The organism is Actinomadura sp. KC345, from assembly GCF_004348515.1.
GTDB lineage: Bacteria > Actinomycetota > Actinomycetes > Streptosporangiales > Streptosporangiaceae > Spirillospora.
Genome location: NZ_SMKH01000048.1, coordinates 1 through 23,641 on the forward strand (window position 1 = coordinate 1; position 23,641 = coordinate 23,641).

The following is a 23,641-nucleotide window of genomic DNA, read 5'->3' on the forward strand; positions in this document are numbered from 1 at the left end:
GTCCTCCCTGCTTGCCCCCTCGTCACTTGCCCCCTCGTCACTTGCCCCCTCGTCACTTGAGCCCTCGTCACTTGAGCCCTCGTCACTTGAGCACGTCGAGGAACAGGTCCGGGTCGACGTTGCCGCCGGAGAGGATCGAGACGTAGGTCCCCCCCGCGGGGAGTTCGTCGCGGTGGTAGAGGTACGCGGCGGTGGCCACGGCCCCGGCCGGTTCGGCGATCAGGCGGGCCTCGCGGGCCAGGCGGCGCATCGACGTCCTGATCTCGTCCTCGGTGACGGTGACGATCCCGTCCACGTGGGCGCGCATGTGCGCGAACGGCCGGTCGCCGACCCGCTGGACGCGCAGGGCGTCGGCGACGGTGCGGCCGGTCGCCTCCGCGTCCCAGGAGACGGGGCGTCCCGCACCCATCGACTCGCGGGCGTCGGCGGCGAGCTCGGGCTCGACGCCGACGATCACGGCCTCGGGACGGAGCGCCTTGACCGCGGCGGAGACCCCGGCGACCAGTCCGCCGCCGCCGACCGGGACGAGGACCACGTCCACGTCCGGGCGGTCCTGGACGATCTCGATGCCCGCGGTGCCCTGGCCGGCGATGACCCGGGCGTCGTCATAGGGCGGGATCATCGCGAAGCCGTGCGCGCCGGCGAGCTGGGCCGCGGTCTCGGCGCGGGCCTGCGACGTCGGCTCGACATAGACGATCTCGGCGCCGAGCGTCATGCACGCGTCCACCTTCACGGCCGGGGCCGTGTGCGGCATGACCAGGATCGCCTTGGTGCCGAGGGCGCGTGCCGCGTACGCGACGGCCTGCGCGTGGTTGCCGCTGGAGTGCGTGACCACGCCGCGCTCGCGCTCGGCCTCGGGCAGCGCGGAGATGGCGGCGTACGCGCCGCGCAGCTTGAACGCGCCGATCGGCTGCAGCGACTCGGCCTTCACCAGCAGCGACGGCTCCCCGGCGGCGGAGGCGGGGTGGCGGGGAAAGGGCACGAGCGGGGTCCGGACGGCGACGCCGGCGATGCGCTCGGCGGCCAGTTCCATCTCCGGCAGCGATACGAGATCGGACATGTTCTGGGAGACTACTTCGCGCGGCGCGCAGCGGCGCCCGGCGGCCCGTCCCGGACGTGACTTGGCAGGTCAAACGGGGTCAACGTGATCTGCGTTACCGATGGCGCGGGCACCGTCGGTGATCGCTCCTGTTCGACGAACTACGGACCGTGATCTTTTCCGAAAACAAGGGAGAAATCGGTCTTGACCCGCCACACTGTTAAACAGTCCACCCGCGCCGAGAGCGGGACAAAGGGGGAGAGAAAACGTGGAGAGCACGAGCGAGCGCCTGCTGACCCCAGGGGAGGTCGCCGCCCTCTTCCGGGTCGACCCGAAGACGGTCACCCGGTGGGCCGCCGCGGGGCGGATCAGCAGCATCCGTACCCCGGGGGGGCACCGGCGCTTCCGCGAGTCCGAGGTGCACGCGCTGCTGCGAGGCGAGGAGCCCATCGTCGAGCATTCGGCGCGCTGACCCCGGTCTCCGCATCTCCGGCCTCTGCCGCCCGGACCGCCGCGCCGTGGTAGTCCTTCAGGGAATCCCTCGCCCGGGCGGCCGGGGTCCGCTCCTCCGCACCGTGCACCTGGAGACCGTGCATCCGGCCCGTCCCACGCCCGGTCCGCGCCGCTCCTGATCTCCGGATCACTCCTGATCCCCGGCTCCGTCCGCCTTCCACTCCTCGAACCGGCGGAGCAGGTCCGCGTCCTCGTCCCGCCAGCGACGCCGCCTCTCCTCCAGTTCCTCCTCGGTGAGCGACTCGCCGAGGAGGCGGTCGTAGCCGGGGTCGTCCGGCCCGATCTCGACGTAGGCGTCGGCGATGATCGGTCCCTCGCCCGCCGCCGTCTCGTCCTCGCCGGGTTCGGCGAGGACGCTGTGCGGGACCCGGAGCGTGCCATCGGGGAGCCGGATCACGTACATCCTCGATCACCCCTGCCCTTTTCTGAACACGGCCTAGATCCCGTACCGGCGGTTGAAGAAGAGCATGACCTCCAGGGCGGTCCGGATGTTGCCGCCGAGCATATCCACGAGGGCGGGACGCTGCCGGGAGGAGATCGCGGCGAACGCGTCCGCGAAGAACTCGCGGCGGCCGAGCGCGTCGGGCTGCCGGTGGAAGTCGCTCGCCAGATGCGGCCTGCACTCCTCGTACAGCCGCTGGAAGGCCGGGGTGTCGGACGTCCACGCGCCGTCGTCGCCGTCGATGTCGTCGAGCGCGTGCCCGACCTCGTGGAGCATCACGTCCGGCGTCGGGGACGGCCGGTCGCCGACGACGATCTTGCGGTCGCCGTACGCGCCGGCGCAGATGTCCCAGGTGGCGCGGCCCGACGGGAGCGGGCGGTCGCGCAGGTGGCCCATGTCGTCGAGCTGCGGGACGCCGCCGGGGCCCACGTAGATGCCGTCGAGCCCGCCCGCGAGCTTCTCCTTCAGCGGCTCGGGCAGCGACGCCAGGCTGTCCACGGCCCCGATCACCTCGGGTGGCGGCGGCCCCTCCCGGACGTCCCACTGCCGGTAGATGATGCCCTCCAGAGGGCCGCAGTGGCGGCGGCCGTCGGCCGCGTGCGGCGTCCCCGGCGGGTGCGGCTCCACGCGCAGCCGGTCGTCCTCCAGCTCGAAGTCGCTCCACGAGAGGTCGCCGGACCTCGGCCGCCCGTGCCTGCGGCGTCCGAACCGTCCGGTGAGCCCGGCCACGGCGTCCCCGCCGTCCACGCCGCCGTCCACGCCGTTGGCGCCGGCGCGGTCCGGGCCGACCGCGTAGTCGTCGTCGCGGCCCGCCTTGCGGAACCGGCCGAAGCGGTCGCGCGGCTGGTTGCTGCGGGGCCGTACCTGGCCCGAGTCCGGCGGCGACGGGGAGTACGCGGCGTCGTCCTTGGGGCTCTGCGCGCGGCGGAGCGACTCCCGGTTCCGCAGTTCCCGGGGCTTGCGATGGACGCCTTTGAAGCGCATCAGGCTCCTCTGTCGACGGGGCCCGCAGGGTTCAAAGCGACGCTCATCGAGTCCTGACGGACAAGGCCCCGCAAGCAGGGTAAGCCGGAACCCGACTTGGCGTCATCCCCGGGAGTCACGGATACCCTTTTGTCGTGATAAACGTGCTGGTTACGCTGCTTTTGCTCGGTGTCTGGGTCTACTGCTGCCTGGACGTGCTCCGTACCGACCCGTCCGAGTTGCGCCACCTGTCCAAGAAGGGCTGGCTCGCGGTCGCCTTCTTCGGCTTCCTCATCGGCTCCGTGCTGTGGCTGCTGGACGGCCGTCCCCGGGGCGGCCGTCCGGCCGTCCTCGGCTCGCGGATGGCCGCCGACGGCCCGATCGGACCGGACGACGACCCGGCGTTCCTCCGCGATCTGGAACGCCGGCTCCGCGGCGAGGACGGCTGAGGCGCGTCGAGGGCGGCTGAGCGCGCCTCAGGCGCAGCGGCTGAGCCGCGCCTCAGGCGTAGGAGTGCAGGCCCGAGAACATGTAGTTCACGCCGAAGAAGTTGAACAGCAGCGCGGCGAACGCGAGCAGGGACAGGACCGCGGCCTTGCGGCCCTTCCACCCGGACGTCGCACGGGCGTGCAGGTAGGCCGCGTAGATGATCCAGGTGATGAACGACCAGATCTCCTTGGGATCCCAGCCCCAGTAGCGGCCCCACGCCTCGTCGGCCCAGATGGCGCCCATGATGATCGCGGCGGTCCAGATCGGGAACGCGAACATCGTGACCCGCATCGCGAGGCGGTCCAGCGTCTCGGCCGACGGGATGTGGGACAGAACGGCGCCCGGACCCGCCTCACTGGCCTCCGCGCGGGCCTTCAGCAGGTAGAAGATCGTGGCCGCGCCCGCGATGGTGAACGCACCCGTCGCGATGATCGCGGCGGTCACGTGGATGGCGATCCAGTAGGAGTTCAGCGCCGGGGTGACCGGGCCCACCGAGTCGTACAGCCAGATGTTCGCCACGCCCAGCCCGACGACGGCGGCGGCCATGACGAACGCGCCGAGGTAGCGCGCCTTGTAGCGGAACATCACGACCATGAACGCGGTGACGGCGGCGAACGTGATCGCGGTGAGGAACTCGTACATGTTCCCCCACGGCCACCTGCTCGCCGACAGACCGCGCGTCACCATGACGCCCAGGTGCGCGCCCCAGCCCAGCACGGTCACCAGGAGCGCGAGACGAACCCAGTCGACCTGCGGGCGCCCGCTCTCGTCCTCGTCGGCGCCCTCGCCTGCGGAGGCGGCGGAGGCGTCCGCCGGGGCGGCGTCCTCGGCCTCGGCGCCCGCGGCGCCTACCAGGACCTTGACGTCCGCCTTCTCCGGCTCCGCCTCGGCCGCCACCTGGCGGCGGCCGAAGCCGAGGTCGACGGCGTAGGCGGCCAGCGCGACCACGTACATGACCACGGTGGTCAGCATGAGCTTGTCGCTCATGTTCGCGAGCTCGGCAGTGCTCACCTCGTCACTCCTTCGATTCGTCCGCCTGCCCGGCCTCACGGCCGGAGGCGGGCTCGCTGTCGGGCCCCTCGCTGGACCCCTCGTCAGACCGCCCGTCGGCGGACCCCTCGGCGTCAGGCCCTTCGTCGTCAGGCCCTTCGCCGTCAGACCCTTCGCCGTCAGCCCCTTCGCCGTCAGACCCTTCGCCGTCAGACCCTTCGCCGTCAGCCCCATCGCCGTCAGCCCCATCGCCGTCAGGTCCATCGCCGTCAGGTCCTTCGTCAGGTGCCTTGCCGTCCGGGCCTTCGCCCTCGGGGCCCTCGTCGTCAGGTTCGGGCCGCGGGCCGCGCAGGGCGGTCACGATCTCGTCGAACTCGGGGGTCGGGGTCCCCAGCGTGAGGCCGCCGACCTCGACCACCGTACGCCCGCCCTCGCCGGCGCTCGCACGGACCCACACCCTGCGGCGCCTGACCATGAACGAGGCCGCCACGCCCAGCACGGCGAGAATGGCCGCGACCAGGGCCGGGACCCGTCCGGGGTCCCGGTTGACCGAGAGCGTCACGTACTGCTTCAGCCCGTCGAACGTGACCGACCCGGCGCCGCCGGGCAGCTCGAACGTCTCCCCCGGCTCCAGCAGCTTCTGGCCGTCCTTGACGGGGTGGAGCGTCTTGCCGAGCCCCTCCAGCTTGTAGACCGACTGGGGGGTTCCGGAGTCCAGGCCGATGTCGCCCTTGAACGCCGAGATCGTGACGACCGGGCGGAGCGGCGCCGGGAACGCCGAGACGATCTGCTTGCCGTCCTCGCTCGCCATCGCGGTCGGCCACAGGATCGCGTAGAAGGCGAGCTGGTCGGGCTGGGCGTCGGGGACCTTGATGACCCCTTCGGACGTCTGGTTCCGCGGCTCCATCTCCAGGAACGGCACCGAGTCCTGGAACGCGACGTTGCCCTCGGCGTCCCGGACGGTGAAGGTCGGCGCGTAGCCGTGCCCGAGCAGGTACACCTTCGCTCCGCCGACGCCGAGCGGGTGGTTCATCCGCAGGTCGTACCGCTTCTCCCCGTCGTCGGGGGTGGCCCGGTAGCGGATGTCGGCGTTGAAGTCGATGGCCTGGCCGCGCTTGTCGCCCTCGGTCTGGTACTCGGCCTTGAAGTCGTCGAGGGAGACGGTGAACGGCGCCAGCTCGCCGTCGTTGAACGCCCGTCCCGGGTTGAACTGGTCGTACTGGTTGAGCGAGTTGGCGAACGTCTTGCCCTCGGTCAGCAGCACGTTCCCCTGGTAGCCGAACAGGTTGCCGAGGCCGAGCGCGAACAGCAGCCCCAGCAGCGCCAGGTGGAAGAGCAGGTTGCCGGTCTCGCCCAGGTAGCCCTTCTCGGCGGACGCGGCGGCGCCGGAGACGTCCACGCGGAACCGGCGTCCGCGCAGCACCGTGCGCGCCTCGGCGAGGACGTCCTCCGGGGACGCGTCCGTCTCGTACTTCGCCGACTGGGGCAGCCGCCCGAGGTTGCGGGGCGCCGCCGGGGGGCGGGCCCGCATCGACCGGTAGTGCTGGGAGGCGCGGGGGATGACGCAACCGGCGAGCGAGACGAACAGCAGGATGTAGATCGCCGCGAACCAGGGCGCGGCGAAGACGTCGAACATCGACAGCCGGTCCAGCCAGGGACCGAGCGTCTTGTGCTCTTCGAGGTAGGTCGCGACGTCCCCGGGCGCCTGCCCCCGCTGCGGCAGGATCGATCCGGGGACCGCGCCGAGCGCCACGAGGAACAGCAGGATCAGCGCGGTGCGCATCGTGGTGAGCTGCCGCCAGCCCCATCTCAGCCAGCCGAGCGGGCCGATGCCGGCGGGGCGCGTCACCTCCCCCGGCGCCCGCCGCGCGGCGGGCGACCGCGTCGCCGACTCCCCGTCTCTGACTTCGTCCTGGATCTCAGTCATCTCAAATCACCGGTTCGAAGCCGCTGATCCACGACTTCAGCTCGATGTTCAGGTCACCCCACAGGCCGCTCACCAGCAGCACCCCGATGAGGACGAGCATCCCCCCGCCGATCCGCATGACGAGGGGGTAGTGGCGCTTCACCGCGCTGAACGCGCCGAGCGCCCAGCGGTAGGCGATCGCGGCGGCCACGAACGGCAGCCCGAGGCCCAGGCAGTACGCGAGCGACAGTAGCGCGCCCCGTCCGGCGCTCGCCTCGGTGACGGCGAGGCTCTGCACCGCGCCGAGCGTCGGCCCGATGCACGGCGTCCAGCCGAGCCCGAACAGGACGCCGAGCAGCGGCGCCCCCGCGAGACCGGCCGCGGGGAGCCGGCCCGACTTCATCGTCCGCTGCAACCCCGGGATCAGGCCCATGAACGCGAGGCCGAACAGGATCGTGACGACGCCGAGGACTCGGGTGATCGTCTCCTGGTACTCCAGCAGCCACCGGCCCAGCCCCCCGAAGATCGCGCCGTAGCTGACGAACACGACGCTGAACCCCGCGATGAACAGCAGGGTGCCCGCGAGCAGCCGGCCGCGCCGCTGGTCGGCCAGGTCCGCGCCGGTCATGCCGGTCACGTACGACAGGTAGCCCGGCACCAGCGGCAGGACGCACGGCGAGGCGAACGAGACGAGCCCGGCCAGCGCCGCCAGCGGCGCCGCCACCACCAGCGACCCGCTGAAAACCGTCTCGGTGAGGGAGCTCACGTTCCCGCCGTGCTCACTTCTGGGCTCATTTCTCCGCGGAGACCTTGTCGACGAGCGGCGTGAGCTTGGAGTAGGTCGTCGCGCCGACGATGCGGGCGGCGATCCGGCCCTGCCGGTCCAGGACGAGCGTGCTCGGGATCGCGCTGGGCGGCACCTCGCGGAACGCCAGCGTGACCTGGCCGTCGGCGTCGAACAGGCTCGGATAGGTGACCTTGAACTTGCGCTCGAAGGCCTCGGCGTTCGCCTTGGAGTCCTTGAAGTTGACGCCGAGGAACTCGACGCCCTCGTCCTTCTTCTCGGTGTAGACGTGCTGCAGGGTCGGCGCCTCACCGCGGCAGGGCGCGCACCAGGACGCCCAGAAGTTGACGACCACGACCTTGCCCTGGAACTCGGACAGCTTGAACGGCTCGCCGTCCAGGAGCCCGCCGCTGACGCCCTGGACGTCCGTGCGGTCGGCGGGCTTGAACTCGGTGATGTTGCCGTCGCCCGAGATGAACCGGTTGCCGTCCCCGCCCGTTCCGTTCTCCGAGGCGCTGGTCCCGGCGCAGCCGGCCAGCAGCCCGCAGAGCGCGGCGACGGTGGCGGCGGCGCGCAGAGGGGAGATTCGGGGGCTCAACGGACCCTCCTACTACAAGACGTAGTACACAACGTACCGGTGCTTTCAGGCACCCGCGACACTGGGCCCCTTCGCGATCCCGGCGGCGGGCTCGCTGTAGGACACCTCCACGAGCCGGCTGCCGTCGAACGTCAGGCTGGTGACACTGGCCAGGGTGCACTCGCGCCTGTTCGGCAGGTGCCAGAGGCGGCGGCGCTCGGCGTGCAGCCGCAGGATCCAGACGGGCAGCTGGTGGCTGACGCACACGGCCTCGTGGCCGCGCGCCGCCTCCCGCGCCCGGATCACGGCGGCGCGCATCCGCGCGGCGAGCGCCCGGTACGGCTCCCCCCAGGACGGGCGGAACGGGTTGCGCAGGTGGTACCAGTGCTCCGGGCGGCGCAGCGAGCCCGCCCCGGCCCCGAACGTCAGCCCCTCGAAGTGGTTGCCGGCCTCGATCAGACGATCGTCCACCGTCACCGGCAGGTCGAGCGCGTCGGCGAGCGGCGCGGCCGTCTCCAGCGCCCGCTGCATCGGCGACGAGAACAGCGCGGTGACGTCCCGCTCGGCGAACCATTTCGCGGCGGCCTTCGCCATGAGGACACCGTCCTCGCTGAGGCGGTACCCGGGCAGCCGCCCGTACAGGATGCCCTCGGGATTGTGCACCTCACCGTGCCGCAGCAGGTGAACGATCGTCATTTCAGTCATCGCGAGGTCAGGTTACCCGCGCCGCTTGATCCTTCCGGCCACCGGCCGCCCCGGGCGCCGTTCAGCTCCGGGAGGCGGAGACGAACCTCGCGATGTGCCGGGCGGCGCGGTCGAGCTCGGCCTCGCCGATCTCGACGCCCTCCATCCCCTGCAGGTACCGGTAGGTGAGCGCGGCGGTGCAGACGGCGGCGGCCGCCACCGGTGCGGTGCAGCTGACCGGTGACACGCCGCCCTCGGGGCCGAGCATGGCGATGCGCGCCGACACCCGGGGCGAGGGGACCTCCTGGTTCTCGCCCTCCATGTCGCTCGTCAGCATCGCCAGGACGCCGGGCGCCCCGGTGGGGACGTCCTCGCGCGTGGACAGGGTCGAGGTGCAGTCACCGGTCAGTTCCCTTTCCCGCTGGGCCCGCGGGGAGTCCGGGAAGTACTGGCAGACCTTCGAACCGATCACGCCGACCGATCCCGTCCATGAGTGCCTGACCATGCCCGTCCGGGCGTTCCCCACGCTGGTGCCGCCGGAGTTCACGCCGATCGACCCCTCGCAGGACGCGCCGGACGGGCCGATCAGCAGCACTTGGTTGGCGCGGTAGACGGTCGCGTTCCCCGGCAGCTCGATCTGGGTGGGCAGCGTGACCCGCGCGGGCCCGGTGGGCGGCGCGATCGGCTCGCCGCCCGGTCCCGTGGTGACGCAGTCGCGAACGTCCGCCACGGTGGCGGCGACCGGCGTCGTGGTCGCCGTGGGTCTCGGCTCCGGATCGTCGCCGGTGGCCTGCTGGACCCCCACGGCGCCCGCTCCGACCACCGCGGCCGTCCCGATGGCGCCGGCCGTCACACCGGGACCACTGGCGAAGAACGCCTTCACGGCCGAGGTTCCCGCCACCTTGCCCGACATGGCGGCATGCCCGGCCGCCTGTCCCGCGGCCTGTCCCGCGGCCTGTCCCGCCGCCTGACCCGCCGCTTGGCCCGCCGCCATCCCGGTCGCGGACGCCGCGCCGGGCATCAGCGACGCGGCCAGCGGGAACAGGGCGGCGAGGGCGACCGCGGAAGCGGCGAGGGTCCGGAGCCCGCGCTGCTCCCAGTCCTCGCCGTAGGCCTCCCGTGCGGTGCGCTCCAGTTCGTCCACGAACGCGGCGGCGCCCTGCGGGCGCTCCTCCGGGTCCTTGGCCATGCCATGGGTCACCAGCGGCCGGAGCGGCTCGGGGACGGCCTCGACCGGGACGGGGCCGGTCAGGTGGGCCCGCATCAGCGCGGCGCGGTCGCCCGAGTAGGGGCGGCGTCCGCTGACGCACTCGACGAACACGCAGGTCGCCGCGTACACGTCGCACGCGGGGGTGGCGACGTGCCGGCTCCACTGCTCCGGCGCCATTTAGTACGCGGTGCCCGCGCCGCCCGCCTCCTGCCCGGCCGACGCCGCGATGCCGAAGTCGACGAGCCGGCTCTGCCCGTCCGCCGGGACGACGACGTTGGCGGGCTTGTAGTCGCGGTGGACGACGCCGACCGCGTGCGCGGCGGCCAGGCCCAGCAGCGAGCCCTTGAGGACGGTCAGAGCGGCCTCGGGGGCGAGTGGCCCGTGGCGTTCCAGCACGTCCTTGAGGGGGGCGCCGTCGATGGCCTCCATGACGATGGCGGCGGTTTCCGGACCCATGACGAGCCGGTAGAGGCGGGCGACGTGCGGGCTGTCCGCGCGCGAGCATCCCGGCCTCCGCGCGCAGCCGTTCCCGGGCCTCCTCGTCCGCGGCGGCGGGCAGGTACTTGATCGCCACGGGCGTGCCCGACTCGTCATGCCGGGCGAGCACCACCCGCCCCTGGGCGCCCGCCCCGAGGCGGCGCAGCTCCGTGAACCCGCTGACCCGCCATTCGGCTCCGTCGGCGCCCATGCGTCCCCCGTCGATGATCGCGATGGCAGGGAATGTACCGAAAAGCGCCCGCACGCGGCGTCGGGCGGTCGGCGGCGTCGGGCGGTCGGCTACGTGGCGGCGGTGAGCGCGGGGACGCCGGGCGGGACGGCCGCGCGCAGCGCGGTGACGACGGCGCGGATCGCGGGACGGCGGGCGGCCTCCTCGCGCCAGACCGCGTAGACCCGGCGCGACAGCGGGGCGTCCAGCGGGACGATCGCGACGCCGGGCGGCACGTCGCAGCGGCCGAGGCGGGGCAGGATCACGTTGCCGAGCCCGGCGGCGACCAGGGCGAGCTGCGTGGCGAACTCGTAGGCCATGTGGTCGATGCGGGGCTCGCTGTCGACCGCGCGGAGCGTCCGCAGCAGCCAGTCGCAGCAGATGCTGTCGGGCGAGGAGCTGATCCAGGGATCGCCGGCCAGCTCCTTGAGTTCGATCGCGTCGCGGCCTGCGAGCGCGTGCCCCTCCGGCAGCGCCACGTCGGCGACGTCGTCGCAGATGACGCCCTTGTGCAGCCCCTCGGTCAGCGGCAGCGGCTCGTTGTTCCAGTCCTGGACGACGGCCATGTCGAGGTCGCCGCGCACCACGAGCGGCATGCTGCGCATGGGATCCTCCTCGCTGAGCAGGACGCGCAGGTCGGGATGCTCGGCGCGCAGAGAGCGCAGTGCGGCCGGCATGAGCCCGCGGACCGCGGTGGGGAAGGCCGCGACCGTGAGCTGCCCGACGACCGAGCCGCGGTGCGCCTCCAGGTCGGCCTGCGCCTGCTCGACGAGCGACAGGATCCGCTCGGCGTGGACGACGAGGAGTTCGGCGGCGTCGGTGAGGCGGACGCCGCGCCCGTTGCGTTCGAGGAGCTTCTGGCCGGTCTCGCGCTCCAGCTTGGCGAGCTGCTGGGAGACGGCCGACGTCGTCACGTGCAGGACGTCGGCGGCGGCGCTGACCGAGCCGTAGGTCGCGACGGCGCGCAGCGCACGCAGCCGTTCGAGATCAAGCATGAAGCAATACTAAAGCGAGTCGTCAAGAAATTCTCGCTTGTCCTAAAGCAAACGTGTCACGACGATCGGAGGCATGAGACCGCGCCATGTGCTGCTGGCCACCTTGATCGCCGCCTTGTGGGGGTTCAACTTCGTCCCGATCAAGGTGGCGCTGGACGACTTCCCGCCGCTGCTGATGGCCGCGCTCCGGTTCACGGCCGCGGCGCTGCCCGCCGTCTTCCTCGTGCGGCGGCCCCCGGTCCCGGCGCGCTGGCTCGTGCTCGTCGGCGTCCCGCTCGGGGTCGGGCAGTTCGGCCTGCTGTTCCTCGGCATGCACATGGGTATGCCCGCGGGGCTGGCGTCGGTCGTCCTCCAGGTCCAGGCGATCTTCACCGCGCTGTTCGCGGCGGTGCTGCTGCACGAGCGGCTGAGCGCCCGGCTGATCGCGGGCATGGCCGTCGCGTTCGGCGGCGTCACGCTCATCGGCGTGGCGCAGGCCGAGGGCGGGAGCCCGGTCGCGGCGTTCCTGGTCTGCCTCCTCGCGGCGGCGAGCTGGGGACTGGCGAACGTCGCCATGCGGCGGATGAACCAGGCCGCCCGCGGGCCGGTCGACGCGTTCGGGTTCATGGTGTGGATGTCGCTGGTGCCGCCGATCCCCCTCCTCGCCCTCTCGCTGGTCTTCGAGGGACCGGCGGCGATCGCGGACGCGGCGCGCGGCCCCTCGCCGGCCGGCCTCGCCTCGCTGGCGTTCATCGCCTACGTCTCGACCCTCTTCTGCTTCGGCGCCTGGGGGTGGCTGATGCGCCGGTACGAGGCCAGCACGGTCGCGACCTACTCGCTGCTCGTCCCGCCGTTCGGGCTGCTGTCGGCGGGCCTGCTGCTCGGCGAGCACGTGACCGCCACGCATCTGGCAGGGGCCGTCCTGGTCATGGTGGGCGTCACCGCCGGCAGCGTCCGCCTCCGCTCGCGCGTGGACATCGCCCAGCCCGCCGACATCGGGCCCGCGGACATCCGGCCCGCCGAAACGAGGTGAGACCCATGAGGGGAATCCACGCTTCGCTCGTCACGCCGTTCACCCACTCCGGCGACGTGGACGCCAAGTCGCTCGAACGGCTCGCCGTCCACTGCCTGGAGAACGGCACGGACGGGCTGGTCGCGCTCGGCACGACCGGCGAGGCCGCCCTGCTGGACCCGGCCGAGCAGCGGACGGTCCTGGAGGTCTGCCGCGCCGTCTCCATCGAGCACGGGACGCCGCTGATCGTCGGCGCCGGGACGATGGGCACCGAGGACTCCATCCGGCAGGCCCGCGAACGCGCCGCGACGGCCGACGCGCTGCTCGTCGTCGTCCCGTACTACCTGCGCCCGTCGGACGAGGCCGTCATCGACCACTTCGCCGCGGTCGCCGCGGCCGTGGACGTCCCGATCCTGCCGTACAACATCCCGTACCGGACGGGGAAGCACGTTTCCGCGGACACGCTCGTCCGGCTGCTCTCCCTCGACGGCGTCGCGGGCATGAAGCACTGCGCGGGCGCCATCGACCACGACACGCTCGCCCTGCTCGCGGGGAACCCCGGAAAGGCGGTCCTTGCCGGGGACGACGCGTACATCTACCCGATGCTGCACCTCGGCGCGGCCGGCGGCATCGCCGCGTGCGCCTGCCTCGCGCCATCCGCATACGCCGCGATGGCGGCCGCGGCGCGCGACGGCGACACGACCCGCGGGCTCGCGCTCCACAACGCGCTGCTCCCCATGGCCGAGGCGCTGTTCAGCGAACCGGCGCCCGCCGTCCTCAAGGCCTGCCTCGCCGAGGAAGGACTGATCGACACCCCCGTGGTCCGCACCCCGCTGCACGCACCGCACCCCGATTCGGTCACCGCGGCCCTCACCGCCCACCACGCCCTACCCGCCTGACGCGAGAGGGAGTGGGCCTGGACGGCGTTTAGGGCGACGGAGAACGGCGTTTAGGACGAGTGCCGGGCCGCGGCTCGGGCGGCGTGCGGAAGGGCGTCCAGGACCCGTTCCAGCGCCTCCCCGTCATGCGCGGACGACAGGAACCACACCTCGTACGCCGACGGCGGCAGGTACACGCCGCGTTCCAGGGCCGCGTGGAAGAACGCCGCGTACGCCTTGGAGTCCTGGCGCTGCGCCGCGGCGAAGTCGCCGACGGGGGCGTCGGCGAAGAAGACCGAGAACAGGTTTCCGGCGTGCTGCGCCGAGTGAGGGACGCCCTCGCGCTCCAGGGCCTCCGACGCGGCCTTCGACACGATCTCCGCCGAACGGTCGATCGCCGCGTACACCTCGTCCGTGGCGTGCCGCAGCGTGGCGAGGCCGGCGGCGGTGGCGAGCGGGTTCCCCGACAGGGTGCCCGCCTGGTAGACGGGACCGGCCGGGGCGAGCCGGTCCATGATGTCGGCGCGCCCGCCGAACGCGGCAGCGGGGAGCCCGCCCCCCATCACCTTCCCGAACGTCATCAGGTCGCCCGGCACGCCCTCGATCCCGAACCAGCCGGACCTGGACGCCCGGAACCCGGTGAGGACCTCGTCGATGACCAGCAGCGCGCCGTACCGCTCGCACAGCCGCTTCAGCAGCGCGTTGAAGTCGGGCACGGGCGGCACCACGCCCATGTTGCACGGCACCGCCTCGGTGATCACGCAGGCGATCTCCGTACCGTGCTCGTGGAAGACCGTCTCCAGCGCCGCGACGTCGTTGTAGGGCAGGATCAGCGTGTCGCCCGTGGTCGCGCCCGTCACGCCCGGGGTGTCGGGCAGGCCGAACGTGGCGACGCCGGAGCCGGCCGCGGCGAGCAGCGAGTCGACGTGCCCGTGGTAGCAGCCGGCGAACTTCACGATCCTGGGGCGTCCGGTGAACCCGCGCGCCAGCCGGATCGCCGACATCGTCGCCTCGGTACCCGAGTTGACCAGGCGCACCTTCTCCACCGGCGTCCGGGCGGCGATCTCCTCGGCGAGCTCCACCTCGCCCGGCGTCGGCGCCCCGTAGGACGTGCCGCGTCCCGCGGCGTCCCGCACCGCGTCCACGACGGCCGGGTGCGCGTGGCCGAGGATCATCGGCCCCCACGAGCACACCAGGTCGACGTACTCGTTGCCGTCGGCGTCCGTCAGGTACGGCCCGCGCGCCGAGGCCATGAAGCGGGGGGTCCCGCCGACGGCCCCGAAGGCCCGGACCGGCGAGTTGACGCCTCCGGGCACCACCGCGGCGGCACGGTCGAACAACTGCTGGGAGCGATCGATACCAGTCACGGAAGCAGTCTCTCAGTTGCAGTTCGGCGACTTGCCTTGACCTCGCACCGTACGGGCCGATATTCCACCAAGTACGACATCGGCGCCCTGTCTCGCACACGATCTCACGGCGCCCCGCATATTCACCGGCTGTAGTCACCGGCCGTACTCATTGACAGGCCGTATCGGAGGGATGGCTTTCAACGTGGTTGACGGCTGGACGGTCCCGGGATTCACCCACGACCGGGAGCTGGGCAACGGCGCCTCGGGCCGGGTGATGCTGGCGACCGACGACATGACCAGCACCAAGGTCGCGATCAAGTACCTCGGCGCCGGGCTCGCCACCGACGAGGCGTTCCTGTCGCGGTTCCGCGAGTCCGCACGCGCCCTGTCGCAACTGGAAGACCCCAACGTGGTCGACCTGTACGATTTCGTCGAGACCCCGGACGGCGCCGCGATCGTGATGCAGTACGCCGAGGGCGTCAGCCTGCGGCGGGTCCTGGCGGTCCAGGGGCCCACCGGCCCGCTGGCGGCCCTGTCGATGCTCGGCGGAACGCTCCTGGGGCTCGCGGCGGCGCACGAGGCGGGGGTCGTGCACGGCGCGATGCGTCCGGCGAACGTCCTCGTGGACGCGAACGGCAACGCGACGCTCACCGACTTCGCGACGTCGCCCGCGGGGACCGAGGCGCAGTCCGCCCCGCCGTACGCGGCGCCGGAGCTGTGGGACGGGGCGCCCGCCACCGTCGCCACCGACGTGTACGCCGCCACCGCGGTCTTCTACGAGTGCCTCACCGGCCGCCCCCCGTACGCGGGCCGGAACATGGCGCGGCTGCACCGCGAGGCGCCGGTCCCCGCAGACGAGGTCCCCGGGCCGCTGCGCCACCTGATCCACCAGGGCCTCGCGAAGGACCCGGCCGAGCGCCCGCGGTCCGTCGCCGACTTCCTCGGCGCGCTGGAGGACGCGGCCGTCTCCGCGTACGGCCCGTCCTGGGAGGCGCAGGGCCGCGGGCGGCTCGCCGAACTTGCCGCGCTGGCCGCGACGCAGCCCGAGCCGCCGAAGCCGAAGGCGTCCCGCAGCAGCGGGCGCAACCCGATCGTCGCCGTCACGGGCAAGCAACCGGGGAGCGGCGGAGCCCGGACGCGCTGGATCCTGGCCGCCGTCGCCGCCCTCATGGTCGTCGGCGTCGCCGCCGGAGCCACGGCGATGCTGCGCGACGGCGAGAACCCGCCGCCCGACCCGGCGCCCGCGCAGAGCAGCAGCCCCCAGCCGACGCTGCCGGCCGGGGGCGTCGACGGGAAGCCGCTCGCGACGCAGATCGATCAGGCCGTCGCCCAGGCCAACGGTGCCCAGTTCAGCTACCGGCAGACCGGCTGCTGCGGCTTCCCCGCGACCGCGAAGGGGACGTTCGGCCTGGTCCATGGCCAGCAGCCGTCCTACTCGCTGACGTTCGCCGGATCGGGTTCGGCGCGCAAGGCGGTGCGCGGCGTCATCGTCGAGGACCGGCTCTACCTTCGCGCGGGCCGGCGCTGGAAATCATCGGCGCTGGGCGCATCCGGCTATTCGGAGGTGGCCGACCAGGTGCGGCAGGGCAGCTCCGCCAGGAACCTGACATCCCTGATGCGGTTGGCGACGAAGCTCACCAAGGAAGAGTCCACCGAGACAGGAACGATCTACGAGGGTGCGGTCCCGGCGGGGCAGATCGAGGCGTACATGCCCAAACCATTCACGGATATGGTCAGAGCGACCGGCGCCCAGCAGATCGCCTTCGCGATCAAGATCGACACCGGCCACCGCCCCGTCGCCTTCTGGGTCCGCGCCGGCGCCGAGGACGGCCGCCACCAGATGATGCACGGCTCCTACACCAAGTGGGGCCCCAAGCCCCCCATCAAAGCTCCGCGGGCGGCCTGACGGGGGTGGCTAGGCGTCCTCGCAGGCGTCGGCGAGGACTTCCAGGAGGCGCAGCGGGTCGGGGAGCGGGCCGCTGGACGGGGGCCTCAGCCAGCTGACCTCGCGGCCGTACGGGAGGACGGACGGCGGTGCGACGACGTAGCTGTCGCGGCAGTGCCACCGCATGCCGGGCGTCTCGGCCACGTCCTCCGGCAGGGTGTCGAGGTGGCAGGACCACCATTCGTCCTCGTCGACGGGGGCGCCGCGGGTCGCGACGAAGAACAGGTGCCGGTCGCCGCCGAACGACGCGACCGGCCCGGCGGGCAGCCCGCTCGAGGCGATCCGGGCCAGCGCCAGGGCGCCCGCGCCGGCCGGGACGTCGAACACGTCGAAGACGCGGCCGGTCGGCAGGATGACGTTGGCCTCGGGACGTTCGGACCACCAGCGCTCGATGACGCCGCCGTCCACGCTGGCCTGGTGCGCCCAGGCGGCCGATACCGGGTGCGCGCCCGGGTCGGGGCAGCCGATGCGGTCGCAGGAGCACGCCCTGTCGTGACCGGCGTGGTCGCCGCCGGCCGGCGGATGGGCGCCCGGAAAGCAGGACCAGCCCAGAGCGGCGTACCGCTGCGCCGCCGAGGCCGTCCGGTCGCGTCTCGCCTTCTCGCGGGCCGCCCTCTCGCGCGCCGCCTTCTGCCGTCTGCTCCCCGACACCACCGGCATCTCCGCCCCCAATCCCCCAAGGTCGAACGTGGGTTCTTGACTAACGATGATGCCCGGCGCGTAAAAGTACGCACACGGCAACCCCCGGAAACGACCCCAAGTGACTAGAGACGTCCCGGGACAAGGGGGATCAAGCGGTGATCCGGATCAGGTGAGGCGCCTGGCCACCTCGGAGGCCCAGTAGGTGAGGACGACGTCGGCGCCGGCGCGGCGGATCGACAGCAGGGACTCCATGATCGTGCGGTCCCGGTCGATCCAGCCCTTCTCCGCGGCGGCCTCGATCATCGCGTACTCGCCGCTCACCTGGTAGGCGACGACGGGGACGTCCACGGCGTCGCGGACGCGGCGCACGACGTCGAGGTAGGCCCCGGCGGGCTTCACCATGACCATGTCGGCGCCCTCGTCGAGGTCGAGGAGCACCTCGCGCAGCGACTCGGCGGCGTTCGCCGGGTCCTGCTGGTGCGTGGAGCGGTCGCCGAACCGCGGCGCGCACTCGGCGGCCTCGCGGAACGGCCCGTAGTAGGCCGAGGCGTACTTCGCCGAGTACGCCATGATCGCGATGTCCGGGTGGCCGGCGCCGTCGAGGGCCGCGCGGATCGCGGCGACCTGGCCGTCCATCATGCCGCTCGGCCCGACGACGGCCGCGCCCGCCTCGGCCTGCGCGACCGCGATCGAGGCGTACCGCTCCAGCGTCGCGTCGTTGTCGATCTCGCCGGCGGGGGTGAGGACGCCGCAGTGCCCGTGGTCGGTGTACTCGTCCAGGCACAGGTCGGTCGTGATCACGAGCGAGTCGCCCAGGTCGGACGCCAGGTCGCGCAGCGCGAGCTGGACGATCCCGCCGGGGTCGTCGGCGGCCGAGCCGGCCCCGTCCTTGACGGCCGGGATGCCGAACAGCATGATCCCGCCGACGCCGGCCTGCGCGGCCTCGTCCGCGGCCTTGCGCAGGCTGTCGCGGGTGTGCTGGAACACGCCCGGCATCGACGAGACGGGCTGCGGCTCGCCGATCCCCTCCTTGACGAACATCGGCAGTACCAGCTCGGCGGGGGCGAGCCGCGTCTCGGCCACCATCCGGCGCAGCGCGGGCGTACGGCGCAGCCGCCGCGGCCGCGCGACGGGGAACTGTGCAGACATGGTCCTTCTCTCTCCGGCGCCCGGATGCCCTGCGCCGAGAAGGCCCGGGTGAGCCGCCGTCTAGGTCGTCCTGTGCGTTGGCGTCATCTGCGGCGCCGGGCTCCCCGGCGCATCTGGCTGGGCTTGCGAAGCGGGTCCCCCGCCTCGATCTGAGCCGCCCTCCGCTTGGCACCGTACTCCGCCAGTGCCTCCGCCAGTGCCGATACGGAAGGCTTTTCGGCCATAACGTCCACACGCAGCCCGTATTCCTGCGCGGTCTTCGCCGTCTGCGGGCCGATGACCGCGATCACCGTCACGTTGTGCGGCTTGCCGGCGATCCCGATCAGGTTCTTCACGGTGGACGACGAGGTGAACAGCACGGCGTCGAACCCGCCGCCCTTGATCGCCTCACGGATCGGCGCGGGCGGCGGCGCGGCGCGGACCGTCCGGTAGGCGGTCACGTCCTCGCACTCCCAGCCCAGGTCGGTCAGCCCGGCGATGAGCACGTCGGTGGCGATGTCGGCACGCGGCAGCAGCACCCGGTTGATGGGGTCGAGGTCCTCGTCGTAGGGCGGCCACTCCCGCGCCAGGCCCTCCCCGGAATGCTCCCCGGACGGCGTCAGGTCGGGCTGGACGCCGAACTCGACCAGCGCGGCGGCGGTCTGCTCGCCGACGGCGGCGACCTTCAGCCCGGCGAACGCGCGGGCGTCGAGGCCGTAGTCGACGAACTTCTCCCGGACGGCCTTCACCGCGTTGGTGGAGGTGAACACCACCCACGCGAAGCGCCCGGTGACCAGGCCCTTGACGGCGCGTTCCATCTGCTGCGGCGTGCGGGGCGGCTCGACGGAGATCGTCGGGACCTCGTCCGGGACGGCCCCGTGCTCGCGCAGCCGCTCCGACAGCGAGGCGGCCTGCTCCTTCGTGCGCGGCACCAGGACCCGCCATCCGAACAGCGCCTTCGTCTCGAACCAGGAGAGCCGGTCGCGCCAGCCGACCACGTCCCCGACGATGATCAGGGCGGGCGCCTCCATGCCCTTCGCCGCGGACGCCAGCTTCTGGAGCGTCGACACGACGGTCTCCTGCTCCGTCGTCGTGCCGAGGCCCGTGATCGCGGCCGGGGTGGAGTCGGGGCGCCCGGCGGCGACCAAGCCCTTGCAGACCTCCGCCACCGCGCCCTCCGCGCCGGTGATCACGAGGGTGGCGTCCGGGGCGGCGAACCGCTCCCAGTCCACGCCGCCCTCCGAGGCGTCCACGATCCGGACCTCGCGGTGCCCGGCGTCGGTCAGCGGGATGCCCGCGTACCCCGGCACGCCGGTCACCGCGGACACGCCCGGCACGACCTCGAACGGGACGCCGGCCTCGGCCAGCGCGCCGCCCTCGGCGGCCAGACCGCACGCGAGTCCCGGGTCGCCGCGCATCAGCCGGACGACCCGCCGCCCCTCTCTGGCGGCCCGCGCGGCGAGCCGGACGGGGTCGCCCTCCGCCGAGTCGATGATCTCCACGTCCGGACGGCAGTGGGCCAGGATCTCGGCCGGGCAGCCGGCACGGCTGACGATCACCGTGTCGGCGCGTTCCAGTTCGGCGGCGGCGCGGAGGGTCAGCAGGCTCGGGTCGCCCGGACCCATCCCGACGATCGAGACGGTGCCCAGGCCGGCGGCCGCCTCAGCGGTACCCGCGGGGGCCGGCGGCCTGGCGGGCGCGTTCTTCGTGCTCCCGATGTTCTCGGCGGCGGTGGTCTCGGCGGCGGTGGACTTCGCGGCGGTGCTCTTCGCGGCGGGGCTCAATCGCGCTCCCCCATCAACTGGTCGGCCCCCTGCGCGAGCAGCCGGTCCGCGAGGTCGCGTCCGATCTGCTCCGCGGCATCCGGGTGGCCGCTTGCGGACAGCCTGACCTGGCGGCTCCCGTCGTAGGCAGCGACGGTCGCCGTCAGATGCAGCTCTTCATCTACTTCGGCAGCGTATGTTCCCACGGGCGCGGAGCAACCCGCCTCCAGCACGGACAGGATCGTCCGCTCGGCGGTGACGGCGCGCCTGGTCGCGGCGTCGTCGACCGTTCCAAGAAGGTCCCGGAGGTCGCTCCGGTCGGCGCGGCATTCCAGCGCGAGCGCGCCCTGCCCGGGGGCGGGCAGCATCTGGTCGGGGTCGAAGACCTCGCCAACCGCCTCCAGCCTGCCGATCCGCTTCAGGCCCGCGTGCGCGAGGACCACGGCGTCCAGCTCGCCACCGGTGACCTTGCCGAGCCGGGTGTCGGCGTTGCCCCGGATCGGGACGACCTCCAGGTCCGGACGCAGCGAGCGCAGCTGCGCGACCCTGCGCGGCGAGCCGGTGCCGACGCGCGCCCCCTGCGGAAGGTCGGCGAGCTTCGCCGGGGCGCACAAGGCGTCGCGGGGGTCGTCGCGTGGCGGGGTCGCGGCGAGGGCGATCCCGGGCGTCTCGGACGTCGGCAGGTCCTTCAGCGAGTGCACCGCGAAGTCCACCTCGCCCGAGAGCACCTTGTCGCGGAGCGCGTTGACGAACACTCCGGTGCCGCCGATCTGGGCGAGCAGGGCCTTGGAAACGTCACCCTGCGTGGTTACCCCGACGAGTTCGACGGCATGCCCGGTTCGTTCCGTCAACATGTCCGCGACCTGCTGCGACTGGGTCATCGCCATCAGGCTCTTGCGGGTACCGAGCCGCAGCGGACGGCCCGTCGCACGGCCGGTGCCTCCGGCGCCCGACCCGCCGCCCAATCCCTGACTCACTGCCTCACTCCGCTCGGATTCCTGCGGACGGCTCCGCCGCCGCGCACACTCACGTCCGGTCTCCTTCGCGCCCCGCCATCGCGTCGCGGGCGCTGACCGCCCGGACGTTCGCGGCCTGCGCGTTCACCGTCTCCGCGTTCACCGGCTGCGCGTCGACCGGCTGCGCGTCGACCGGCTGCGCGTTCCCGTCCCCGCGCCGCATCTCGTGCGCGTTGACGTCGTGCACGCTGACTCCCGGCGCGGCCTCGGGGGGCGAGGTGCTCACGCAGTCGGCCTCGGCGCACTCGGCCTCCACCGTAGACGCGGAACCGTCCCGCGGCACCTGACCGCTCGCCGTTCCCCCCTCTTCCATGCCGGACTCGCTCATGCCGGTCTCGCTCATGCCGGTCTCGCTCATGCCGGACTCGCTCATGTCGGCGCGGGCGACCGCCTCCGGGGCCTTCGGATCCAGGTCGAACAGCTCGCGCAGCGCGTCGGCGTAGGAGTCGCCGCCCGGCGCCGCCGCCAGCTCCTTCATCCGGACGGTCGGCGCGTGGAGCAGCTTGTCCACCACCCGCCGGACGGTCTGGTCGATCTCCTTGCGGGCCCGGCCGTCGATCTCGGGCAGCCGCCCGGTCAGCCGGTTCAGCTCCGCCTCCACGACCTCGGCGGCCTTGCTGCGCAGCGCGACGACCGTCGGCGCGACGGCCGCGGCGCGGGCGGCGCTGAGGAACGCCTCGACCTCCTCGCGCACGATCCGCCGGACGGCCTCGACGGCCTGCGGGCCGACGGCCTTCGCCGCCTCCTGCGCGGTCCGCAGGTCGTCCAGCCCGGCCAGCTCGACGTCCGGCAGATCACGGGCGCTCCGCTCGATGTCGTGCGGCAGCGCCAGGTCGAGGAGGAAGCGGCGGCGCCCGTCGGAGCCGACGCCGCGCGCCGCGAGCTGCGCGGCCGTCATGACCAGGCCGGCCGCCCCCGTGCACGAGACCACCAGGTCCGCCTCGGCGATCGCGGCGTCCAGGACGCTCAGCTCGACCGCCCGGGAGGGCACGTCCAGCGACTCCGCCAGCCGCACCGCGCGCTCGCGGGTGCGGTTCGCGACCACGACCTCGCCGGCCCCGGCCCGGCTCAGCGTGGCCGCGGCCAGCGAGCTCATCGAGCCGGCGCCGACGACCAGCGCGCGGACGCCGTCGAGCGGGCCGAGATGCCGGGCGGCGACCTCCAGGCCGACGCTCACCAGCGACGCGCCCGCCTGGTCGATGCCGGTCTCGTGGTGGGCGCGCTTGCCCACCCGCAGCGACTGCTGCAGGACGTCGTGGAGATCGCGGCCGAGCGTGCCCTCGTCCTGCGCCAGCCGGAACGCCTGCCGGATCTGGCCGAGGATCTGGCCCTCGCCGACGACCATCGACTCCAGCCCGCACGCCACCGCGAACACGTGCTGGACGGCCCGCTCCTCGTAGTGGACGTAGAGGTGCCGCGACAGGTCCTCCATCGGCACGCCGGAGTGCAGCGCCAGCAGCTCGGAGATCGCCGAGACCCCGCCGTGGAACTTGTCGACCACCGCGTAGATCTCCACGCGGTTGCACGTCGAGACGATGGCCGCCTCGGCGACGTTCGCGGACGCGTGCACCGCGTGCAGCAGCTTGACCAGGTCGTCCCCGGCGACCGCCGCACGTTCCAGCACCGCCACGGGCGCGCTCCGGTGACTGAGCCCCACGACAAGAATGCTCATATGGCCTCTCCCGCGTCTCCCTGGTTTCCCGCGTCCCCCGAGCCGACTACCCCGATCATGCCTCTACGGTCTCTACATAGTGAGTCGCGCCGGGAGGCGCGTCACCCGCGGCCAGAGGGGCCAGACCGTCCGGGCCCCCGGCCTTGCGCTGCTCGTGGAACGCGAGGATCTGCAGTTCGATCGACAGGTCGACCTTGCGCACGTCGACGCCGTCGGGCACCGAGAGCACGACCGGCGCGAAGTTGAGCACGCTCGTCACGCCCGCGGCCACCACGCGGTCGCAGACCCCCTGGGCCGGGCCCGCGGGGGTCGCGATGACGGCGATGGACACGCCGTGGTCGGCGATGATGTCCTCCAGCCGGTCGATGTGCTGCACCGTCATCCCGGAGATCTCCTGGCCGACGATGGAGTCGTCCGCGTCGAGCAGGCCCGCCACCCGGAAGCCGCGGGACGCGAAACCGCCGTAGCCGGCCAGCGCGCGTCCCAGGTTACCGACCCCGATGATCGCGACCACCCAGTCCTGGGTGAGGCCGAGTTCGCGGGAGATCTGGTAGACGAGGTACTCGACCTCGTACCCGACACCGCGCGTCCCATACGAGCCCAGGTGGGACAGGTCCTTGCGCAGCTTGGCCGAGTTGACGCCGGCCGCCGCCGCCAGTTCCTCCGAGGACACGGTCGCGACGCCGCGGTCCTGCAGCGCGGTCAGCGCCCGCAGGTACACGGGCAGCCGCGCCACGGTGGCTTCGGGGATGCCGCGCCCCGCACGGGGTCGGTTCTGTCGAGATGTCACGGCCTGCTCTTCGGGCTCGACGCTGGGGACGGGGCCACGCCGACCCCTGGCTCCGGTTCCGCGCGGTCGGGGAACGGCTTTCTCGGCCGCCGCCCGACCGCTCCGGGGCTGTCCAACAGGTTAAGCCTTTGTGAATACGCGCACAAAGTCACCCCCCGCTTACCCGCGC

The 23,641-nt window shown here is 72.8% G+C and carries 23 protein-coding genes; 5 read left to right on the plus strand and 18 right to left on the minus strand.

From position 1 onward, the window contains the following. Nucleotides 1-82: 82 nt before the first annotated feature. Nucleotides 83-1,060, minus strand: coding sequence for a threonine/serine dehydratase (locus E1281_RS10975; RefSeq protein WP_131877187.1), 978 nt, complete (start codon nt 1,058-1,060; stop codon nt 83-85). A gap of 247 nt (nt 1,061-1,307) precedes the next feature. On the opposite strand from E1281_RS10975, the gene E1281_RS10980 reads away from it, so the two are divergent. Beyond that, nucleotides 1,308-1,511 carry a BldC family transcriptional regulator gene (locus E1281_RS10980; RefSeq protein ID WP_131877188.1) on the plus strand — a complete coding sequence of 68 codons (204 nt, stop codon included), beginning with the start codon at nt 1,308-1,310 and terminating at the stop codon, nt 1,509-1,511. Between the two features lie 168 nt (nt 1,512-1,679). Here E1281_RS10980 and E1281_RS10985 read toward each other — a convergent pair whose 3' ends face one another. Together E1281_RS10985 and E1281_RS10990 are read right to left on the minus strand one after the other, a co-directional pair. Continuing rightward, a complete protein-coding gene (locus tag E1281_RS10985) occupies nt 1,680-1,955 on the minus strand; it encodes a hypothetical protein (protein WP_131877189.1) in 276 nt (91 codons plus the stop codon). 33 nt (nt 1,956-1,988) lie between these two features. Then, on the minus strand, nt 1,989-2,978 hold the full coding sequence (locus tag E1281_RS10990) for a hypothetical protein (protein ID WP_131877190.1): 990 nt from the start codon (nt 2,976-2,978) through the stop codon (nt 1,989-1,991). 143 nt (nt 2,979-3,121) lie between these two features. Here E1281_RS10990 and E1281_RS10995 point away from each other — a divergent pair, with 143 nt between their 5' ends. Then, nucleotides 3,122-3,406: a PLDc N-terminal domain-containing protein gene (locus E1281_RS10995; RefSeq protein ID WP_243716832.1), complete on the plus strand. Its 285-nt coding sequence runs from the start codon at nt 3,122-3,124 to the stop codon at nt 3,404-3,406. Nucleotides 3,407-3,458: 52 nt separating this feature from the next. On the opposite strand, the gene ccsB is transcribed toward E1281_RS10995, so the two are convergent. The 8 genes from ccsB to E1281_RS11030 form a co-directional block, all read right to left on the minus strand. Beyond that, on the minus strand, nt 3,459-4,457 hold the full coding sequence (gene ccsB / locus E1281_RS11000) for a c-type cytochrome biogenesis protein CcsB (RefSeq protein ID WP_243716834.1): 999 nt from the start codon (nt 4,455-4,457) through the stop codon (nt 3,459-3,461). Nucleotides 4,458-4,461: 4 nt separating this feature from the next. Further along, nucleotides 4,462-6,363 (minus strand): cytochrome c biogenesis protein ResB, encoded by a 1,902-nt coding sequence (locus E1281_RS11005; protein ID WP_131877192.1) that lies wholly within the window; start codon nt 6,361-6,363, stop codon nt 4,462-4,464. A 1-nt stretch (nt 6,364) separates the two neighbouring features. Beyond that, nucleotides 6,365-7,108 carry a cytochrome c biogenesis protein CcdA gene (locus E1281_RS11010; RefSeq protein ID WP_131877193.1) on the minus strand — a complete coding sequence of 248 codons (744 nt, stop codon included), beginning with the start codon at nt 7,106-7,108 and terminating at the stop codon, nt 6,365-6,367. Nucleotides 7,109-7,133: 25 nt separating this feature from the next. Next, nucleotides 7,134-7,724 carry a TlpA disulfide reductase family protein gene (locus tag E1281_RS11015; protein ID WP_243716836.1) on the minus strand — a complete coding sequence of 197 codons (591 nt, stop codon included), beginning with the start codon at nt 7,722-7,724 and terminating at the stop codon, nt 7,134-7,136. A gap of 45 nt (nt 7,725-7,769) precedes the next feature. Continuing rightward, nucleotides 7,770-8,408, minus strand: a complete 639-nt coding sequence (locus tag E1281_RS11020; RefSeq protein WP_131877194.1) for a histidine phosphatase family protein — start codon at nt 8,406-8,408, stop codon at nt 7,770-7,772. A gap of 61 nt (nt 8,409-8,469) precedes the next feature. Then, nucleotides 8,470-9,774, minus strand: a complete 1,305-nt coding sequence (locus tag E1281_RS11025) for a hypothetical protein (RefSeq protein WP_207943218.1) — start codon at nt 9,772-9,774, stop codon at nt 8,470-8,472. After that, nucleotides 9,775-10,191 (minus strand): protein kinase, encoded by a 417-nt coding sequence (locus E1281_RS41175; RefSeq protein ID WP_207943219.1) that lies wholly within the window; start codon nt 10,189-10,191, stop codon nt 9,775-9,777. A 183-nt stretch (nt 10,192-10,374) separates the two neighbouring features. Then, nucleotides 10,375-11,298 carry a LysR family transcriptional regulator gene (locus E1281_RS11030; protein WP_131877195.1) on the minus strand — a complete coding sequence of 308 codons (924 nt, stop codon included), beginning with the start codon at nt 11,296-11,298 and terminating at the stop codon, nt 10,375-10,377. Nucleotides 11,299-11,371: 73 nt separating this feature from the next. Between E1281_RS11030 and E1281_RS11035 the strand changes: the two genes are divergently transcribed. Together E1281_RS11035 and E1281_RS11040 are read left to right on the plus strand one after the other, a co-directional pair. Beyond that, complete coding sequence (locus tag E1281_RS11035) at nt 11,372-12,310, plus strand: EamA family transporter (protein WP_131877196.1); 939 nt, start codon at nt 11,372-11,374, stop codon at nt 12,308-12,310. A 5-nt stretch (nt 12,311-12,315) separates the two neighbouring features. Then, entirely contained in the window at nt 12,316-13,188 is an 873-nt protein-coding gene (locus E1281_RS11040; RefSeq protein ID WP_131877197.1) for a dihydrodipicolinate synthase family protein, read from the plus strand. A gap of 50 nt (nt 13,189-13,238) precedes the next feature. Here E1281_RS11040 and hemL read toward each other — a convergent pair whose 3' ends face one another. Further along, nucleotides 13,239-14,534 (minus strand): glutamate-1-semialdehyde 2,1-aminomutase, encoded by a 1,296-nt coding sequence (hemL, locus tag E1281_RS11045; RefSeq protein ID WP_131877198.1) that lies wholly within the window; start codon nt 14,532-14,534, stop codon nt 13,239-13,241. Nucleotides 14,535-14,706: 172 nt separating this feature from the next. Between hemL and E1281_RS11050 the strand changes: the two genes are divergently transcribed. Then, entirely contained in the window at nt 14,707-16,422 is a 1,716-nt protein-coding gene (locus E1281_RS11050) for a serine/threonine-protein kinase (protein WP_131877199.1), read from the plus strand. Between the two features lie 9 nt (nt 16,423-16,431). On the opposite strand, the gene E1281_RS11055 is transcribed toward E1281_RS11050, so the two are convergent. The 6 genes from E1281_RS11055 to E1281_RS11080 all read right to left on the minus strand — a co-directional run bounded on the left by E1281_RS11055 (nt 16,432) and on the right by E1281_RS11080 (nt 23,472). After that, nucleotides 16,432-17,121 carry a bifunctional DNA primase/polymerase gene (locus tag E1281_RS11055; protein WP_131877216.1) on the minus strand — a complete coding sequence of 230 codons (690 nt, stop codon included), beginning with the start codon at nt 17,119-17,121 and terminating at the stop codon, nt 16,432-16,434. A gap of 147 nt (nt 17,122-17,268) precedes the next feature. Further along, on the minus strand, nt 17,269-18,252 hold the full coding sequence (gene hemB / locus E1281_RS11060; RefSeq protein WP_131877200.1) for a porphobilinogen synthase: 984 nt from the start codon (nt 18,250-18,252) through the stop codon (nt 17,269-17,271). An 83-nt stretch (nt 18,253-18,335) separates the two neighbouring features. Continuing rightward, entirely contained in the window at nt 18,336-19,880 is a 1,545-nt protein-coding gene (locus tag E1281_RS11065; RefSeq protein WP_279433605.1) for a uroporphyrinogen-III synthase, read from the minus strand. Nucleotides 19,881-20,011: 131 nt separating this feature from the next. Continuing rightward, the gene (gene hemC, locus E1281_RS11070) at nt 20,012-20,971 is read right to left on the minus strand and encodes a hydroxymethylbilane synthase (protein ID WP_279433604.1); all 960 of its coding nucleotides are present in this window, start codon (nt 20,969-20,971) and stop codon (nt 20,012-20,014) included. A 49-nt stretch (nt 20,972-21,020) separates the two neighbouring features. Continuing rightward, nucleotides 21,021-22,682, minus strand: a complete 1,662-nt coding sequence (locus tag E1281_RS11075) for a glutamyl-tRNA reductase (protein ID WP_347813282.1) — start codon at nt 22,680-22,682, stop codon at nt 21,021-21,023. A gap of 55 nt (nt 22,683-22,737) precedes the next feature. Beyond that, the gene (locus E1281_RS11080) at nt 22,738-23,472 is read right to left on the minus strand and encodes a redox-sensing transcriptional repressor Rex (protein ID WP_131877201.1); all 735 of its coding nucleotides are present in this window, start codon (nt 23,470-23,472) and stop codon (nt 22,738-22,740) included. Nucleotides 23,473-23,641: the final 169 nt, after the last annotated feature.